Below are 18350 nucleotides of genomic sequence, written 5' to 3' on the forward strand. Positions count from 1 at the left end.
GGGTGGGGCCTTACACCTCGGTGCTCACGCGCGTCAGCTTCCCGGCCGGGCCGTCGACGGTCGGCTCGTTGCCGAACTCCACGTCGTAGCGCAGCTGCTGGCCCCAGCCGACCCTCACCCGGTACCAGCGGGTCTGTGCGGGGATCAGTTCGTCGCGCCACACGCCGGGGCCGATGCCCCGGGCGTCGTTGAAGCCGGTGCCGCCCTCGACGTCGCGCGGCGGACCGGTGGGCAGGGGCGCGGCCTTGCCGCCCGCGCCGTAGTCGGGTTCGGAGTGCGCCGGCACCGTGCCCTTCGCGAGGGGCTTCTCGGTGGCGAGGAGCAGCTCGACGGGCCAGCGGCCCCGGTCGGACTCCGCGTGGGAGCGCCGTTCGACCGTCAGCAGGTAGCGGCCGGCCCCGTCGCAGGCGCGGTCGCCGTCGGCCGACGGGATCCGGCTGACGGCGGCGGTGATCGGCATGGCTCCGGCGCTCCGGCCGAAGTACCGCCAGGTGCTGCCGCACTGCGGCCGGTACTTCTCGTCCCGGACCAGGGTGAGCCGGAGGCCGTCCATGGAGGCGACCGGCACCCCGGGCTGGGGCACGGCCGTCACGGCGAGGTCGTCGGCGGCGGAGTCGGCGGGGCCGCCCAGCTCCGCGGCGTACCAGCGCTTCTCCCCGGGGCCGATGGTGTCCGTGTACTGGCCGGGGGCGATCAGAGGCGCGTCGCCCGCCGTCCGGCCGCCGGTGATCCGCTCGCCCTCCATGCGGTAGCCGTCGGCGGACAGCCGCGAGGCGCGCTGGAGTTGGCGGGCCAGTGCCTCCGCGTCGGGCGCGTCGTAGTACGAGCCGTGGCCGGCCCGGGCGATGCACTCCAGCTGCTCGCGGGCCTTCCCGTCCACCTGGAAGCCGATGGCGTCGATCCGCAGCGTCCCCGGGGGCTCCGCGGAGGGCCCCCGCCCGCCGAGTTCCCCGGCGGCCTCGCACGGGTCCGGGGTGCCGCAGGTGTCCTCGCCGTCGGAGACCAGCAGGATCGTGCGGCGGCCCCAGGAGCCCTCGGGGGCCTCGGGCAGGTCCTCGGCCGCTCTGCGCAGCGCCAGGCCGATGGGGGTGTCGCCCCTGGGCTCCACCTCGGCGACGGCGCGTTTGACCGCGGCGCGGTCCAGCGGTTCCACCGGCCGCACCAGGCGGGTGTCGGTGCATCCCCGCGCCCGGTCGGCGCCGTAGACCCTCAGACCGGTGGGGTGGCCGTCGGGGAGCGCGTCGACGACCGTGCCCACGGCGCGGCGGGCGGACTCGATACGGGTGCTGCCCGAGCCGTCGTCCTCGGCCATCGAGCCGGAGGAGTCCAGCACCATCACCAGTGAGGCGTTTTCTTCCGCAATCGTCCGCAGTGCCGCGGGAGCCGCGGCGGCGAGCGGTGCCGCGATCAGGGCGAGGAGTGCCCCGCCGCTCAACACCGCGGTCATACGGCGGTGGAGTGCTGCCATGTGCCTTGTCCCCTCGGGCGCGCCTCTCCGGTGGCTTTGCGGAAGCATCGTATATATTTGCTAAAGCGCATATCAAGGCGGTTGCCGTCACGGTCCGGCAACACGCTCCCCGGCCGGGCGTGCGGGAACGGCGAAGCCCCGGCCGGAGACCGGCCGGGGCTTCGCGCGAAGTACTGGTTGCTCTCAGACGCCCGAACCTGCGGGCACGGAGTCGGTCGCCTCCGTCCACAGATCCTGCTCGGCGCGGTCCGCCTGGATCTGGCGGTACACGAGGAGCCCGCCGACGGCGGCCAGTGCGATCAGGAGAAGCTTCTTCACCGCGCTACCTCGTCCTTCTAGACGTTGGGACCTACTGGCGCCCGATGATACCCAAGCGGGCGTCCCCGCAGAGCGACCGACCCGGGCGGCCGGCGCCCGCCGGCCCGCCGTCACCGCAGGTCCCGCCGGCCCCGGGGACGGGCACGCCCCGCCGGCTCCCCGCGCCGGCGGAACCGCAACGCCGAACGCCCGGCCCTTCGGAGAGGGGCCGGGCGTTCGATCCGCCGTGTGGGGCTAACAGGACTTGAACCTGTGGCCTCTTCCTTATCAGGGAAGCGCTCTAACCGTCTGAGCTATAGCCCCGCGCTGCACCGAAAGATTAGCGCACTTCAGCCGCTCGCCAAAATCGCGTGGGTCCGCGGCCGCTCCGGTGCGGCGTCCGGGATGCTCCCGGGGTCACTCGTCCTCCGCGAGGGTCACCTCGACGCCGCCGACGAGACCGGCCGACATGTTGTAGATGAACGCCCCCAGCGTGGCCAGGGCCGTCATCAGCACCACGTCGATCACGGCGATGACCGAGGTGAAGGTCACCACCCGGGGCAGGGACAGGAAGCCCTGGAGGTCGAAGCCCCCGCCTCCGTCCGTGGCGGTCGCCTCGCTGACCGTCCCGCCGACGGCCGCGAACACCCCCATGGCGTCCATGACCATCCACAGCACGGCCACCGCGATGACGGTGCAGATGCCCAGGGCTATCGACAGCAGGAAGCCGACCTTCATCACCGACCACGGGTCGACCTTGGCCACCCTCAGCCGCGCCTTGCGCGTCCTGGGGACCGTACGGGCTCCGGTGCGCGGACGTCGCGTGACGTCCTGCCGGAGGTCGCCCCGCTCGTCCTGGGCGGCCCGCGGCTGCGGGGTGCCGCCCGGCGGGGGCGGCGGGTACGCCTGCGGTGGCTGGTGCGGCTGCGGCGCGCCCGCGTGCTGCTGGGCCTGCGGCTGCGGTTGCGGGTGGGCACTGGTCACGGTTGTTCCCCCACGGTGGGATTCGCCCTGTCGTCGAGCGTCGTCAGCGGCCGGTCCACGGGCGCCGCCGTCATCGTCGCCGCCCCTGGCGGCGCCCGCGGTTCCACTCACGGTCTGTCTACTCCTCGTTCTCCGAAGCCGCCTCGGCGGCCGTCTCCGGGGAAGACGCCGGTGCGGGCTCATCGGTGCCGTCCCCGGCACCGGTTTCCGCATCGACCTCCTCGGCCTCGCGGCCGGCCTCGGCATTGCGTGCGATGCCGACCACGGCGTCGCGCTTGCCGAGGTTGATCAACTGGACGCCCATCGTGTCACGTCCGGTTTCCCTGACCTCGGCGACCCGCGTACGGATCACGCCGCCGCCGAGGGTGATGGCGAGGATCTCGTCCGTCTCCTCGACCACCAGGGCCCCCACCAGCGAACCGCGGTCCTCCACGATCTTGGCCGCCTTGATGCCCAGACCGCCACGGCCCTGCACGCGGTACTCGTCCACGGCCGTGCGCTTCGCGTACCCGCCATCGGTGGCGGTGAAAACGAACGTACCGGCTCGCACCACGTTCATCGAGAGCAGTTCGTCCCCTTCGCGGAAACTCATGCCCTTCACACCGGATGTGGCACGCCCCATCGGGCGCAGCGCGTCGTCGGTGGCGGTGAACCGGATCGACTGCGCCTTCCTGCTGATCAGCAGCAGGTCGTCGTCGGGCGATACCAGCTCCGCGCCGATCAGCTCGTCCTCGCCGCCGCCCTCCAGCTCCCGGAGGTTGATGGCGATGACGCCGCCGGATCGGGGAGAGTCGTAGTCCTTCAGCGGCGTCTTCTTCACCAGGCCCGACTTGGTGGCCAGCACCAGGTACGGCGCGGCCTCGTAGTCCCGGATCGCCAGGATCCGGGCGATCGTCTCGTCCGGCTGGAACGCCAGCAGGTTCGCCACGTGCTGGCCGCGCGCGTCCCGCCCGGCGTCCGGCAGCTCGTACGCCTTCGCCCGGTAGACACGGCCCTTGTTGGTGAAGAACAGCAGCCAGTTGTGGGTGGTGGTGACGAAGAAGTGGTCGACGATGTCGTCTTCCTTGAGCTTCGTGCCGCGCACGCCCTTGCCGCCGCGCTTCTGCGAGCGGTAGTCGTCGGTCTTCGTGCGCTTGACGTAGCCGCCGCGCGTGATGGTGACGACGATGTCCTCCTCGGCGATCAGGTCCTCGATGGACATGTCGCCCTCGAAGGGCACCAGCTTGCTGCGCCGGTCGTCGCCGTACTTGTCGACGATCGCCGCCAGTTCCTCGCCGATGATTCGCCGCTGCCGCTCGGGCGAGGCCAGGATCGCGTTGTACTCGTCGATCTTCGCCTGGAGTTCGTCGTGCTCGGCGGTGATCTTCTGCCGCTCCAGGGCGGCCAGGCGGCGCAGCTGCATCTCCAGGATCGCGTTCGCCTGGATCTCGTCGATGGCCAGCAGCTCCATCAGGCCCCCGCGCGCCACCTCGACGGTGTTGCTGCGCCGGATCAGGGCGATGACCTCGTCGATCGCGTCCAGCGCCTTGAGCAGGCCGCGCAGGATGTGGGCGCGCTCCTCGGCCTTGCGCAGCCGGTAGCGGGTGCGGCGGACGATGACGTCTACCTGGTGGGTGACCCAGTTGCGGATGAAGGCGTCCAGCGACAGCGTGCGCGGCACCCCGTCGACCAGGGCCAGCATGTTGGCGCCGAAGTTTGTCTGCAGATCGGTGTGCTTGTACAGGTTGTTCAGCACGACCTTGGCGACCGCGTCCCGCTTGAGGACGATCACCAGCCGCTGGCCGGTGCGCGAGGACGTCTCGTCGCGGACGTCCGCGATGCCGGCGACCCTGCCGTCCTTGACCAGCTCGGCGATCTTCAGCGCCAGGTTGTCCGGGTTGACCTGGTAGGGCAGTTCGGTGACGACCAGGCACTGGCGGCCCTGGATCTCCTCCACCTCGACCACCGCGCGCATCGTGATCGAGCCGCGGCCGGTGCGGTACGCCTCCTCGATGCCCTTGCGGCCCACCACCAGCGCGCCGGAGGGGAAGTCCGGGCCCTTGATCCGCTCCAGCAGCGCCTCGAGCAGCTCCTCGCCCGTGGCCTCGGGGTGCTCCAGGTACCACTGGGCGCCGGCGGCCACCTCGCGCAGGTTGTGCGGGGGGATGTTGGTGGCCATGCCGACCGCGATGCCCGCCGAGCCGTTGACCAGCAGGTTGGGGATGCGCGACGGCAGGACGGTCGGTTCCTGGTTGCGGCCGTCGTAGTTGTCCTGGAAGTCGACGGTCTCCTCGTCGATGTCCCGGAGCATCTCCATGGCCAGCGGCGCCATCTTGCACTCGGTGTAGCGCATGGCCGCCGCCGGGTCGTTGCCCGGCGAGCCGAAGTTGCCGTTGGAGTCGACCAGCGGCATCCGCATCGACCACGGCTGGGCCAGCCGGACCAGGGCGTCGTAGATGGAGGTGTCGCCGTGCGGGTGGTAGGTGCCCATCACGTCACCGACGACGCGGGCGCACTTGTAGAAGCCCTTCTCGGGCCGGTAGCCGCCGTCGTACATGGCGTACAGCACCCGGCGGTGCACCGGCTTGAGCCCGTCGCGCACGTCCGGCAGCGCACGCGAGACGATCACGCTCATCGCGTAGTCGAGGTACGAGCGCTGCATCTCGGTCTCGAGGCTGACCGGCTCCACCCGGAGTCCGGCGTTCTCGTCGACCACGGGGGTGCCCGGAGGCGGCGCCAGGGGACCGGGGGCGGCGTCGCCCTCGATCGGGGCAGGGGTGGTCTCGTCGGCCATTACTGGTCAATCCCTTCGTTGAGCGGCGTACGGCCGACTCAGATGTCGAGGAAGCGGACGTCCTTGGCGTTGCGCTGGATGAACGAGCGCCGCGCCTCCACGTCCTCGCCCATCAGGATCGAGAACAGGTCGTCGGCGGCGGCCGCGTCGTCCAGCGTCACCTGGCGCAGCACCCGGTGGGCCTGGTCCATGGTGGTGACGCGCAGTTCCTCGGCGTTCATCTCGCCCAGACCCTTGAAGCGCTGGACCGAGTCGTCCCTGATGCGCTTGCCCTGTTCGCGGCCCAGGCGGATCAGGCTGTCGCGCTCGCGGTCGGAGTACGCGTACTCGAACTCGTCGCGCGACCACTTGATCTTGTAGAGCGGCGGCTGGGACAGGTAGACGTGGCCGGCCTCGACCAGCGGCCGCATGAAGCGGAACAGCAGCGTCAGCAGCAGGGTGTTGATGTGCTGGCCGTCGACGTCGGCGTCGGCCATCAGGATGATCTTGTGGTAGCGAAGCTTGGCGATGTCGAAGTCCTCGTGGATCCCGGTGCCGAAGGCCGAGATCAGCGCCTGGACCTCCTGGTTCTGCAGGACCTTGTCGATCCGCGCCTTCTCCACATTCAGGATCTTGCCGCGGATCGGCAGGATGGCCTGGTACTGCGGATTGCGGCCGGACTTGGCGCTGCCGCCCGCGGAGTCGCCCTCGACGATGAAGATCTCGCACTTGGCCGGGTCGTTGGACTGGCAGTCGCTCAGCTTGCCCGGCAGCGAAGCCGTCTCCAGCAGGCCCTTGCGGCGGGTGAGGTCCCTCGCCTTGCGGGCCGCCACGCGCGCGGTGGCCGCCTGGATGCCCTTGCGGATGATGTCGGCGGCCTCGTTGGGGTTGCGGTCCAGCCAGTCGCCGAAGTGCTCGTGGACGATCTTCTGGACGAAGGTCTTGGCCTCGGTGTTGCCCAGCTTCGTCTTCGTCTGGCCCTCGAACTGCGGCTCGCCCAGCTTCACCGAGATGATCGCCGTCAGACCCTCGCGGATGTCCTCGCCCGTGAGGTTGTCGTCCTTCTCGCGCAGCAGCTTCTTGTCGCGGGCGTAGCGGTTGACCAGACCGGTCAGCGCGGCGCGGAAGCCCTCCTCGTGGGTGCCGCCCTCGTGGGTGTGGATGGTGTTCGCGAAGCTGTAGACACCCTCGGTGTACTGGGTGTTCCACTGCATCGCGATCTCCACCGAGATCTTGCGCTCCTTGTCCTCCGCCTCGATGTCGATCACCGAGGGGTGGACGGGCTCGCCCTTGCGGGAGTTGAGGTGGCGGACGAAGTCCGAGATGCCGCCCTCGTAGTGGTAGCGGACGTGGCGCGGCTTGTCGTCCTCGGAGGTGTCCGCGGTGTCGGCGCCGGCCGTCTGCTTGGCCGCCGCCCGCTCGTCGGTCAGGGTGATCGTCAGACCGCGGTTGAGGAAGGCCATCTCCTGGAAGCGCCGCGAGAGCGTCTCGAAGGAGTAGTCGGTGGTGTCGAAGATGTCGCCGTCGGCCCAGAACGAGACCGTCGTACCGGTCTCGTCGGTGGCCTCGTGCCGCTGGAGGGGAGCGGTGGGCACGCCCATCTTGTAGTCCTGCGTCCAGCGGTAGCCGTCGGTCTTCACCTCGACCGAGACCTTGGTGGACAGCGCGTTGACCACCGAGACGCCCACACCGTGCAGACCGCCGGAGACCGCGTAGCCGCCGCCGCCGAACTTGCCGCCCGCGTGCAGCACCGTCAGCACGACCTCGACGGCCGGCTTGCCCTCGGAGGGCACGATGCCCACCGGGATGCCACGGCCGTTGTCCACGACCCGGACGCCGCCGTCGGCCAGCAGCGTCACGTCGATGGTGTCCGCGTGGCCGGCCAGCGCCTCGTCGACGGAGTTGTCCACCACTTCCTGCACGAGGTGGTGGAGGCCGCGCTCACCGGTGGAACCGATGTACATGCCGGGCCGCTTGCGGACCGCGTCCAGGCCCTCCAGGACCGTGATCGCACTGGCGTCGTACGACGGCTCACCGCCACCGGCTCCGGAGACGGGCGGGGTCGCGGACGGGACAGGGGACTCCCCGCCGGAAACGGGGATGGTTTCGTTGGAGTTGCCGGAATCGGCCACGAAGCGCCCTTTCTGGCACAGCACAAGCCTTCCCCTGCGACCGGAGGGAAGAGCCCGGGAGACCTCCCGGAGACCCTGTCCGCACGGCAGGAGCGGCTGCGTCGTTCGACATGTTCCGCAGTAAGGCGGGTGTGCCTCCAGTCTACCGGTACCACTGACATCGATGGGGGTTTGCCGGTACCTGGGGCCGCATGTGCCGCCCTGAACCGGCATCCGCCGACTCCCCATATGCGGACCGGCCCCCCAGGACGCTCACGAGGGCCCTCAGCGCCTCGGCATGTCAATGGACCGTCACTGTGAGCGCACTCACGGAACGAGGTGTTCCACCCCTCTTCCCGAGCCGGGGATCCGGGCCGGTCAGAGGCCTGTCCACGGGCCCGGAACGGTCTCGTCAGCCGTAGGTGTCACCCGGTCCCCGGCTACCCGGCGCACGCAGCGGACCGTGCCGGGTGTCCGGCGCCTCCGGCCCCCGCACCCTGATCGACTTCACCGTCCCCTGCCCGAGATCGGCGTTCAGCCGCGCCACGAGCTGCGGAGCCAGCAGCCGCACCTGCGTCGCCCACGCCGTCGAGTCGCAGCGCACCGACAGCACCCGCGCCTGCTCGTCGTAGGACTGCGGTACGCAGTGCCGCGCCAGCTCCGGACCCACCAACTCCGGCCAGCGGCCCATCACACCGCCGACCGCCATCGGCATCTCCCAGCCGCGCTCGGTCTTCAGCCGCTCGATCGCCGCCCCCAGCGGCAGCGGATCACGGCCGTCCCGCCGCGCCCCCGACCGCAGACCGCCTTCGGTGCGCGCCTGCCGCTTCTGCCGCGCCGCACTGCCGCGCGCCCGCGCCTGCTCCCGGGCCGCCCGCAGCGCCACCCTGGCCAGATCGACGCCCGACGGCTCGGCCGCCGGCCCCGGAATCCGCACCTCCGCGGAACCCGCCGGTCCGTCCGGAAGATCCTCCCGCCTCACAGCCGGGTCACCTCCCCACCGCCGACCGCGTACCGCGCCCCCGCCAGCAGCTCGGGGACGTCCTCCTCCACCGCCGCCGTCACCAGCACCTGCTCACCGTGCGCCACCAGCTCCGCCAGCCGCTCCCGCCGCCTGGCGTCCAGCTCGGCGAAGACGTCGTCGAGGACCAGCACCGGCTCGTTGCCCTCACCTCGCAGCAGGTCGTACGACGCCAGCCGCAGCGCCAGCGCATACGACCACGACTCCCCGTGGCTCGCGTACCCCTTGGCCGGCAATTCCCCCAGCCTCAGCACGAGATCGTCACGGTGCGGACCCACCAGCGTCACACCGCGCTCGATCTCCTGGCGGCGTGCCCGGGACAGCTCGGCCAGCAGTCCCTCGTACAGCTCCTCGCGCGTACCGCCCTCCACCGGCGAGCGGTACTCCAGCACCACCGGCCCGCCGCCCGGGGCCAGCCGCTCGTACGCCTTGTCCGCCAGCGGACCCAGCGCCGCCACCAGCGACATCCGGTGCGCCAGCAACTCCGCCCCGGCACGGGCCAGATGCTGGTCCCACACATCCAGGGTGGACAGCGCCCCGCCGCCGGAGCCCCCGCCGTGCCGGCGTGCCATCGCCGCCGTCTTCAGCAGGGTGTTGCGCTGCCTGAGCACCCGGTCGTAGTCCGACCGCACCCCCGCCATCCGCGGCGAGCGCGCCGTCACCAGCTCGTCCAGGAAACGGCGGCGCTCCCCGGGGTCGCCCTTCACCAGCGCCAGGTCCTCCGGGGCGAACAGCACCGTGCGCACGATGCCCAGCACATCCCTCGGCCTGACCTGCGAGGAGCGGTTGATCCGCGCCCGGTTGGCCCGCCCCGGGTTCAGCTCCAGCTCCACCAGCTGCTGCCGCTCCCCCTGCCGCACCACCGCCCGCACCACCGCGCGGTCGGCGCCCTGCCGCACCAGCGGCGCGTCGGACGAGACCCGGTGGCTGCCCAACGTCGCGAGATAGCCGACCGCCTCGACGAGATTGGTCTTGCCCTGGCCGTTCGGACCGACGAAAGCGGTGACGCCCGGATCGAGCGGAACCTCGATCCGGGCGTAGGACCGGAAGTCGGCCAGCGACAGATGCGTGACGTGCATCGGATCCGCTTCGGGGCCGGTCAGCCGCCGACGGGCGGGTCGACGTCCGCGCCCGGCGCGTCGGCGCCCTTCTCGGCGCCGGCCGCGGCGGTCACCGCGTGGCCGCCGAACTGGTTGCGCAGCGCGGCGATCATCTTCATCTGGGGGGAGTCGTCCTGGCGCGAGGAGAAGCGGGCGAACAGCGACGCGGTGATCGCGGGCAGCGGCACGGCGTGGTCGATCGCCGCCTCCACCGTCCACCGGCCCTCGCCGGAGTCGGCCGCGTAGCCGCGCAGCGCTTCCAGGTGCTCGTCGTCGTCCAGCGCGCGGACGGCCAGGTCCAGCAGCCAGGAGCGGATGACGGTGCCCTCCTGCCAGGAGCGGAAGACCTCGCGGACGTCGGTGACGGCCTCGGCCGCCTCCAGCAGCTCCCAGCCCTCGGCGAAGGCCTGCATCATCGCGTACTCGATGCCGTTGTGGACCATCTTCGCGAAGTGGCCCGCGCCCACCCGGCCGGCGTGCACGGAGCCGAACTCGCCCTCCGGCTTGAGGGCGTCGAAGACCGGCTGCACCTTCGCGACGTGCTCGGCGTCACCGCCGTACATCAGCGCGTAGCCGTTCTCCAGGCCCCACACACCGCCGGAGACGCCGCAGTCCACGAAGCCGATGCCCTTGGCCGCCAGCTCCTCGGCGTGCCGCTCGTCGTCCGTCCAGCGGGAGTTCCCCCCGTCCACGACCACGTCGCCGGGGGAGAGCAACTCGCCCAGCGCGTCGATGGTCGACTGCGTCGGGCCGCCGGCCGGGACCATGACCCACACCACCCGCGGAGCCTTCAGCGAGTCCACGAGCTCCTCGAGGCTGTGGACGTCGGCGAGGTCCGGGTTGCGGTCGAATCCGACGACGGTGTGGCCTGCGCGGCGGATGCGCTCGCGCATGTTGCCGCCCATCTTGCCGAGACCGACGAGACCGAGCTCCATCAGGGGGCCTTTCTTCGGTGTCCTGGTGTTGCGTACCCGGGTACGAGCCTACGACGGAGGGGGCGGCGCACAACTGCGGGCACACTCCGCTCGTATGCGCGCGGACGGAGACCGGAAACCGCCCCGGCGGCCCCGGCCCGGCAGCCGCACCGGCACACCGCGGTCCGTGGGGGGCGACCCTCGCGCACCCGGCCTCAGCCCGACAGCCGCACCGGCATGATCAGGTACTTGTACGCCTCGTCCGCCTCCGCGTCCATCGCCGGCTTGCCGCTCAGCAGCGCGGGCTTGGTCGAGGTGGTGAAGGACAGCTGCGCGACCGGGGCGTCGATGGCGCTCAGGCCCTCCAGCAGGAAACCGGGGTTGAAGGCGATCGAGATGTCGTCGCCCTCCAGCTGGGCGTCCACCCGCTCCACGGCCTGTGCGTCGTCGCTGGATCCCGCCTCCAGGATCAGGACGCCCTGCTCGAAGGTGAGCCGCACCGGGGTGTTCCGCTCGGCCACCAGGGACACGCGCTTGACCGCCTCCACGAAGGGGGCCGTCTCGATCACCGCGACCGAGTTGAACTCCGTCGGGAAGAGCGTGCGGTACTTCGGCAGGTCGCCCTCGAGCAGCCGCGTCGTGGTCCGCCGTCCGTTGCCCTCGAAGCCGATCAGGCCCTCGCCCGCGCCGGAGCCCGACAGCGCCAGCGTCACGTTGTCACCGCCGCTGAGGGACTTCGCCGTGTCCAGCAGCGTCTTGGCCGGGACCAGGGCCACCGCGGAGGCGTCCGGCGTCTCCGGCTTCCACAGGAACTCGCGGACGGCGAAGCGGTAGCGGTCGGTGGACGCCAGGGTGACCGTGTCGCCCTCGATCTCGATCCGCACGCCGGTGAGCACCGGCAGGGTGTCGTCGCGTCCGGCCGCGATGGCGACCTGGGCCGCGGCGGCGGCGAAGACCTCGCCGGGGACCGTGCCGGTCGCGCTCGGCATCTGGGGAAGCGCCGGGTACTCCTCCACAGGCAGTGTGTGGAGTGTGAACCGCGAGGATCCGCAGACGACGCTCACCCGTACACCGTCTGTGGAAATCTCCACCGGGCGGTTGGGGAGGGCCCGCGAGATGTCGGCCAGCAGGCGGCCGGAGACGAGGACCGTCCCGTCCTCCTCCACGTCGGCCTCCACCGAGACCCGCGCCGAGACCTCGTAGTCGAAACCGGACAGGCTCAGCGAGCCCTCCTCGGCCTTCAGCAGCAGCCCCGCGAGGACCGGCACCGGGGGCCGGGCCGGCAGGCTGCGGGCGGCCCAGGCCACCGCCTCCGCGAGGACGTCGCGCTCCACCCGGATCTTCACTTAAGCCGCCTCCCGCTGTTGCTGGCTGCTCGCCTTGCTGGTCTTCGTCGTCGGCTTGTCGCCGGGGACCAGTCTGACGCACCCGGCTGACAGCCGGGGCGGGTCGGGGTCAAGTCGCCGGGAGGGACTCGGAGCGCGGTCGGGCCGAGTTGTGCACAGGGCCCGTTTCCGATCGAAGTCCGCTCTTTATCTCCGTGGTCGTAGTAGTAGGGCCTGTGGAAACCGGGGATAACTCGATCCACGCAGGTCAGGCCGGAAGTTTTGTCCACCGGCCCTGTGGGTGGGGACGTGGACGGAGAGGGGGCTCCTGTGGACGCCGGAAAGTTCTGCACATCCCGTGCACAGCGGTCCGGGACTTCTCCCCAGGGCCGCCCACAGTTTTACCCACCTTCTCAACAGCCCAACCCAGCCCCTCCGTGTGACGCCTTTCACACGGACCGGTGACATCGCGCGCCATGTTGTCGAACAGTGGACAGCCCTGTGGAGAAGCTGGTGAAAGCTGTGCACAACGCGGCCGGGGCTGTGGGCGGGCGGTGGACAATCCGATCTGCCGCTTGTGGGCGGAATCGCGATCCACAGCCTGTGGAAAACTTCTGACCACAGATCCCCAGGCACCTGACCAGGCCCATTCGATCATCAAGCGGTGTGCCTGTGGACGCTATCGGGACAACCCGATGGTCCCCAGAGTGTGGACGGAGGAAAGTCGGTGAATCTGTGGATCACTCTTCTTCCGGGCCGGGGATTCGAACAGCGAGAAGCCCCCGGGAGCCGTCCCCCGGGGGCTTCTCGCTGTCCGTGCGGCCTGCTGTGGGCCTGCTTGCGGCCTGTGCGACCGGCGTGGCCTGTGCGGCCGGCGCCGGGGACGCTGTGCCCGGCCGGCGCCGGCCGCAGCGGCGTCAGGCGTTCTTGATGCGGTTGGTCAGCTCGGTGACCTGGTTGTAGATGGACCGCCGCTCGGCCATCAGCGCGCGGATCTTGCGGTCGGCGTGCATGACGGTGGTGTGGTCCCGGCCGCCGAACTGGGCGCCGATCTTCGGCAGCGACAGATCGGTCAGCTCGCGGCACAGGTACATGGCGATCTGCCGGGCGGTGACCAGGACACGGCTGCGCGAGGAGCCGCACAGGTCGTCCACCGTCAGCCCGAAGTAGTCGGCCGTCGACGCCATGATGTTGGCCGCGGTGATCTCCGGGGCGGCGTCCTCGCCGCCGGGGATGAGGTCCTTGAGGACGATCTCCGTCAGGCCCAGGTCGACCGGCTGCCGGTTGAGGCTGGCGAAGGCCGTGACCCGGATCAGCGCGCCCTCCAGCTCGCGGATGTTGCGCGAGATCCGCGAGGCGATGAACTCCAGCACCTCCGGCGGGGCGTTCAGCTGCTCCTGGACGGCCTTCTTCCGCAGGATCGCGATGCGCGTCTCCAGCTCCGGCGGCTGGACGTCGGTGATCAGCCCCCACTCGAAGCGGTTGCGCAGCCGGTCCTCCAGGGTGACCAGCTGCTTGGGCGGCCGGTCGGAGGAGAGCACGATCTGCTTGTTGGCGTTGTGGAGGGTGTTGAAGGTGTGGAAGAACTCCTCCTGGGTCGACTCCTTGCTCGCCAGGAACTGGATGTCGTCGACCAGCAGGATGTCCATGTCGCGGTAGCGCTTGCGGAACGCGTCCGCCTTGCCGTCGCGGATGGAGTTGATGAACTCGTTGGTGAACTCCTCCGAGCTCACGTACCGCACCCGGGTGCCCGGGTAGAGGCTGCGGGCGTAGTGCCCGATGGCGTGCAGCAGGTGCGTCTTGCCCAGCCCGGACTCGCCGTAGATGAACAGCGGGTTGTACGCCTTGGCCGGAGCCTCGGCCACGGCCACCGCCGCGGCGTGCGCGAAGCGGTTGGAGGCGCCGATGACGAAGGTGTCGAAGAGGTACTTCGGGTTCAGCCGGGCCGTCGGCTCACCGGGGCCGGTCGCCGGCGCGGGCTGCGCGGCGAGCGGGCCGGGTGCGCCGCTGGGCGCGGGCAGGTGCTGGGGGTCGGGGCGGCCGGTGCCCCGGGCGCCGTCGTAGCGCGGCACCGGCGGCTGGTCGTAGGGGGAGGCGCGGTGCCGGCCGTCGTAGGAGGGCGGCTCGTACGACGGGCTCTGCGACTGGTACGGGTCGCGCGGCGGCTGCCAGGCGTCGGGGTCCTGGGGACGGGGCCAGGCACCCGGCTGGTGCTGCTGGTGCTGCTGGGGGGCGTGCGGATAGTCCGGGTACGCCGGCCGTGCGCTGGGCAGCTCGAGTTCCTGCTGCCGGTCCTCGTGCTGGGGGCCACCGTGCTGGGGGCCGTGCTGCCGGGCGTGCCGGCCGCCGTGCTGCGGAGCGTCGTAGTGCGGTTCGTCGAAGTGCAGCGGCGGCTGCTGGTGCGGTGCCGGCCGGCGGTGCTGCGGCGGCTCCGGGGAGGCCGGCGGAGCGGGAGGCGCCGGGGCCTGGGGCTCGGGGACCGGCCCCGTGACGGTGATCGCCAGACGGATCGGCTGCTGGCACTCGCGGCTGAGCGCGTCGGTGATCAGCGGGGAGAGCCGTCCCTCCAGCACGCCCTTCGCGTACTCGTTGGGCACGCCGAGCAGGGCGGTGCCGGAGACCAGCACCAGGGGCTGGCAGTCTTTGAGCCACCGCTGGTCCTTGGCCTCCACTCCCTGGCCGTCGGCGAGGAGGTGTTCCAGCACGCGTGGCCACACTGCGGCAAGATCGGCAGGTAGGTCAGCCACAGGGCACGCTCTCTCACTCACTCGCTGGGTGGGTTCGTTCGGGCTTCGACAGTCCCACCCATGTGTGGTGCTTGGGACGGTCGGGAGGAAACGGAAGTTCGGCCACGGTAGTCAGCGCGGCGTGCGTGGTTCAAGTCGTTGTCCACAGGCTGTGTACAGAACCCCCCGGCCGGCCCTGGTTTGACCTGATGGTGCGGGCGCGCGTACCGTAACCAGGTCGAGTTGTCGATGGCTGCTGCCGCCTGCCTCCGATGGGCAAGATCCTGGTGATCATAGAAGCGGTGCACTCGGGCGTTGCGAGCTACTCGTGGGCGCACGGTGACAGCCAGTCGGCGCCCCACACGTCTCGTACGAGACACAAGCATTCCTGGAGCCCCGAGTGAGCAAGCGCACCTTCCAGCCGAACAACCGCCGCCGTGCGAAGACCCACGGTTTCCGGCTGCGCATGCGGACCCGTGCCGGCCGCGCGATCCTCGCGTCCCGCCGCAGCAAGGGCCGCGCCCGTCTGTCGGCCTGACCGACCCGGTAAGTCAGACCGCGGATTCGTGACGTGCTGCCCACCGAGAACCGGCTGAGGCGGCGCGAGGATTTCGCGGCCGCGGTACGCCGAGGACGCCGGGCCGGACGCCCGTTCCTCGTCGTCCATCTGCGCAGGGCGTCGCCCCGGAGCGAATCCGGGGAACGTACGGACCCGCACGCCGCCGAGGGAGTCGTTCCCCCGGCGCGTGCGGGTTTCGTCGTGAGCAAGGCAGTGGGCAACGCGGTGGTTCGCAACCGTGTGAAGCGGCGACTGCGTCATCTGGTCCGGCAGAGGCTCGACGTTCTGCCGCCCGGTAGCCTGATGGTCATACGGGCGCTGCCCGGTGCGGGCGAGGCGGACCACGACAGGCTGGCCCGCGATCTGGACACCGCACTGCAGCGGCTGCTTGGAGGCCCGTCGTGAAATACCCGCTGCTGTGGTTGATCAAGTTGTACCAGTGGACCATCAGCCCGCTGCTCGGCCCGGTGTGCCGGTACTACCCGTCGTGTTCGCACTACGGCTACGAAGCCATCCGACGGCACGGCGCGGTGAAGGGGACGGCGCTGACCGCCTGGCGCATTCTGCGCTGCAATCCGTGGTCGCCCGGTGGGGTCGACCACGTTCCCGCCCGGAAGCATCCGGTCTGGCACCAGCGGATGCGTGACCGCTGGCAGCACCGGTCCCAGTCCAATGCCCAAGGAGCCTGACTCGTGGACACGATCGACACGATCCTCGGTCCTCTGTATACCGCTGTTTCCTGGATCATCGTCCAGTTCCACAAGCTGTACAGCCTCGCGTTCGACGAGGACAGCGGTTGGGCCTGGGGTCTGTCCATCGTCTCGCTGGTGATCGTGATCCGCATCGCCCTGATCCCGCTCTTCGTGAAGCAGATCAAGGCGACGCGGAACATGCAGGCGATCCAGCCGAAGATGAAGGCGATCCAGGAGCGCTACAAGAACGACCGGCAGCGCCAGTCGGAAGAGATGATGAAGCTGTACAAGGAGACGGGTACCAACCCGCTCTCCAGCTGCCTTCCGATTCTCGCGCAGTCGCCGTTCTTCCTGGCGCTCTACCAGGTGCTGAACAAGATCGCGAACAACCAGCCGGTCGGTGTCATGGACGCGGGGCTGGTGGACAGCGCCCGTAACGCGAGCATCTTCGGTGCCCCGATCGCGGCCCGGTTCATGGACAGCGCCGAGAAGGTCGAGGCGCTGCACGCCACGCTGACCGACGTGCGTGTGGTCACGGTCATCATGATCCTGCTGATGTCGGCGTCGCAGTTCTACACGCAGCGCCAGCTGATGACCAAGAACGTCGACCTGACGGTGAAGACGCCGTTCATGCAGCAGCAGAAGATGCTGATGTACGTCTTCCCGATCATCTTCGCCGTCTTCGGCATCAACTTCCCCGTCGGTGTCCTCGTCTACTGGCTGACCACCAACGTGTGGACCCTCGGGCAGCAGATGTACATCATCAAGCGCAACCCGACGCCGGGATCGCTGGCCTACAAGCAGCGTCAGGAGAAGCTGCGGGCGAAGGGCAAGCTCAAGGAGGACCCGGCGGAGGTCGAGGCCAAGAAGGCCGTCGAGGCCGCCCGGGCCAACCGCCAGCAGCCCAAGCGCATGACCAAGGCACAGCGCCAGGCCGCCGCGGCCCAGGCGGAGGCGGACGCCAAGGCGAAGAAGGCGGCCGGGCAGAAGACCTCGCTGAGCAAGGAGGCCTCCGAGGACTCCTCGCCGGCGCGGCCCGGGCAGCAGTCCAAGAAGAAGCCCGGGCAGCGCAAGGGCTCGCAGCGTCCCAAGCACCCGTCCAAGAAGTAAGGAGTCCACTCGTGACGGACACGACCGCAGAGGGCACCGACACCCTGACCCGCCTTGAGCAGGAGGGTGAGATCGCGGCCGACTATCTCGAGGGGCTCCTCGACATCGCGGATCTCGACGGTGACATCGACATGGACGTCGAGGGCGACCGTGCCGCCGTGTCGATCATCAGCGACGGTGACAGCCGGGACCTGCAGAAGCTCGTAGGCCGGGACGGCGAGGTGCTGGAGGCCCTGCAGGAGCTGACGCGACTCGCGGTGCACCGCGAGACCGGTGACCGCAGCCGGCTGATGCTGGACATCGCCGGTTACCGGGCCCGCAAGCGCGAGGAGCTGTCGGCGCTGGGCACCAAGGCCGCCAAGGAGGTGCAGCGCACCGGCGAGCCGGTGAAGCTGAAGCCGATGACGCCCTTCGAACGCAAGGTGGTGCACGACGCGGTGGCCGCGGCGGGGCTGCGCAGCGAGTCCGAGGGCGAGGAGCCGCAGCGCTGCGTGGTCGTGCTGCCGTGACGGACGCCGTGTCGTCGCCCCTTCCTCCCGCGCCCGAGGTGGCGCGGGAGGTTTTCGGTGACCGCTTCGACGACGCCGTCCGGTACGCGGAACTGCTGGCGGAGATCGGGGTCAAGCGCGGGTTGATCGGACCGCGCGAGGTGCCCCGGCTGTGGGAGCGCCATCTGCTGAACTGCGCGGTGCTCTCCGAGGTCGTGCCCGACGGAGTGACGGTCTGCGACGTCGGCTCCGGCGCCGGCCTGCCGGGTGTTCCGCTCGCACTGGTCCGGCAGGACCTGAAGATCACGCTGCTGGAGCCGCTGCTGCGGCGTACGACCTTCCTCCAGGAGATCGTCGAGCTGCTGGGACTGGACCATGTGTCGGTGGTGCGGGGCCGGGCCGAGGAGGTTCTGGGCTCGCTCCCTCCGGTGCATGTGGTGACGGCCCGCGCCGTGGCTCCACTGGACCGGCTCGCCGGCTGGGGCGTACCGCTGCTGAGGCCGTACGGCGAGATGCTGGCCCTCAAGGGGGACACGGCCGAGGAGGAGCTGAAGGCGGCGCGGTCCGCGCTTCAGAAGCTCGGCGCGGTGGACTCCTCGGTGCTCCGTATCGGTGAGGGTCTGGTGGAGCCGGCGGCCACCGTGGTGCGCGTCGAGGTCGGTGAGAGTCCGGGCGGGGTGCGCTTCGCGGCCAAGAGGGCGAAGGCCGCCAGGACGGGACGCTCGCGGAGCGCACGCCGCCGACGGTGATTCCCGGAGGTCGGCGGTGCCTCCTATGAGGAGTTCCGTTACTCCGTAGAGTCG

Annotated in this window: 16 protein-coding genes and 1 tRNA gene; 6 read left to right on the plus strand and 11 right to left on the minus strand. The window is 70.5% G+C overall.

From position 1 onward, the window contains the following. Positions 1-10: 10 nt before the first annotated feature. From BMY40_RS08250 to dnaA, 11 genes are all read right to left on the minus strand, one after another. Positions 11-1468 carry a vWA domain-containing protein gene (locus tag BMY40_RS08250; RefSeq protein WP_342745063.1) on the minus strand — a complete coding sequence of 486 codons (1458 nt, stop codon included), beginning with the start codon at positions 1466-1468 and terminating at the stop codon, positions 11-13. Between the two features lie 183 nt (positions 1469-1651). Further along, on the minus strand, positions 1652-1786 hold the full coding sequence (locus tag BMY40_RS28260; protein ID WP_217655894.1) for a DLW-39 family protein: 135 nt from the start codon (positions 1784-1786) through the stop codon (positions 1652-1654). Positions 1787-2015: 229 nt separating this feature from the next. Next, positions 2016-2089, minus strand: a tRNA-Ile gene (locus tag BMY40_RS08255). Positions 2090-2182: 93 nt separating this feature from the next. Next, entirely contained in the window at positions 2183-2749 is a 567-nt protein-coding gene (locus BMY40_RS08260) for a DUF3566 domain-containing protein (protein ID WP_245769946.1), read from the minus strand. A gap of 118 nt (positions 2750-2867) precedes the next feature. Then, positions 2868-5522 carry a DNA gyrase subunit A gene (gene gyrA / locus BMY40_RS08265; protein ID WP_093657115.1) on the minus strand — a complete coding sequence of 885 codons (2655 nt, stop codon included), beginning with the start codon at positions 5520-5522 and terminating at the stop codon, positions 2868-2870. 38 nt (positions 5523-5560) lie between these two features. Next, positions 5561-7657 (minus strand): DNA topoisomerase (ATP-hydrolyzing) subunit B, encoded by a 2097-nt coding sequence (gene gyrB / locus BMY40_RS08270; RefSeq protein WP_093657117.1) that lies wholly within the window; start codon positions 7655-7657, stop codon positions 5561-5563. 367 nt (positions 7658-8024) lie between these two features. Further along, positions 8025-8549: a DciA family protein gene (locus BMY40_RS08275; protein WP_093657777.1), complete on the minus strand. Its 525-nt coding sequence runs from the start codon at positions 8547-8549 to the stop codon at positions 8025-8027. A gap of 41 nt (positions 8550-8590) precedes the next feature. After that, a complete protein-coding gene (gene recF, locus BMY40_RS08280; protein ID WP_093657119.1) occupies positions 8591-9712 on the minus strand; it encodes a DNA replication/repair protein RecF in 1122 nt (373 codons plus the stop codon). 20 nt (positions 9713-9732) lie between these two features. Continuing rightward, complete coding sequence (gnd, locus tag BMY40_RS08285; protein ID WP_093657121.1) at positions 9733-10668, minus strand: phosphogluconate dehydrogenase (NAD(+)-dependent, decarboxylating); 936 nt, start codon at positions 10666-10668, stop codon at positions 9733-9735. Between the two features lie 194 nt (positions 10669-10862). Next, on the minus strand, positions 10863-11993 hold the full coding sequence (dnaN, locus tag BMY40_RS08290; protein WP_093657123.1) for a DNA polymerase III subunit beta: 1131 nt from the start codon (positions 11991-11993) through the stop codon (positions 10863-10865). A gap of 896 nt (positions 11994-12889) precedes the next feature. After that, positions 12890-14719, minus strand: coding sequence for a chromosomal replication initiator protein DnaA (gene dnaA, locus BMY40_RS08295; RefSeq protein ID WP_093657125.1), 1830 nt, complete (start codon positions 14717-14719; stop codon positions 12890-12892). 379 nt (positions 14720-15098) lie between these two features. Here dnaA and rpmH point away from each other — a divergent pair, with 379 nt between their 5' ends. From rpmH to rsmG, 6 genes are read left to right on the plus strand one after another with little or no spacing between them, the layout of a single operon-like run. Beyond that, positions 15099-15236: a 50S ribosomal protein L34 gene (rpmH, locus tag BMY40_RS08300; RefSeq protein WP_003956500.1), complete on the plus strand. Its 138-nt coding sequence runs from the start codon at positions 15099-15101 to the stop codon at positions 15234-15236. A gap of 33 nt (positions 15237-15269) precedes the next feature. Then, complete coding sequence (gene rnpA, locus BMY40_RS08305) at positions 15270-15662, plus strand: ribonuclease P protein component (protein WP_093657127.1); 393 nt, start codon at positions 15270-15272, stop codon at positions 15660-15662. Further along, positions 15659-15946 (plus strand): membrane protein insertion efficiency factor YidD, encoded by a 288-nt coding sequence (yidD, locus tag BMY40_RS08310; RefSeq protein ID WP_093657129.1) that lies wholly within the window; start codon positions 15659-15661, stop codon positions 15944-15946. The genes rnpA and yidD overlap by 4 nt, the downstream gene beginning before the upstream one ends. Before the next feature lie 12 nt (positions 15947-15958). Continuing rightward, positions 15959-17059, plus strand: a complete 1101-nt coding sequence (yidC, locus tag BMY40_RS08315) for a membrane protein insertase YidC (protein WP_093657779.1) — start codon at positions 15959-15961, stop codon at positions 17057-17059. Positions 17060-17070: 11 nt separating this feature from the next. Continuing rightward, positions 17071-17568: a Jag family protein gene (locus BMY40_RS08320; protein WP_093657131.1), complete on the plus strand. Its 498-nt coding sequence runs from the start codon at positions 17071-17073 to the stop codon at positions 17566-17568. Next, the gene (gene rsmG, locus BMY40_RS08325; RefSeq protein WP_093657133.1) at positions 17565-18296 is read left to right on the plus strand and encodes a 16S rRNA (guanine(527)-N(7))-methyltransferase RsmG; all 732 of its coding nucleotides are present in this window, start codon (positions 17565-17567) and stop codon (positions 18294-18296) included. The genes BMY40_RS08320 and rsmG overlap by 4 nt, the downstream gene beginning before the upstream one ends. Positions 18297-18350 lie beyond the last annotated feature (54 nt).

The sequence above is a fragment of the Streptomyces radiopugnans genome (assembly GCF_900110735.1).
Classification (GTDB): domain Bacteria; phylum Actinomycetota; class Actinomycetes; order Streptomycetales; family Streptomycetaceae; genus Streptomyces; species Streptomyces radiopugnans.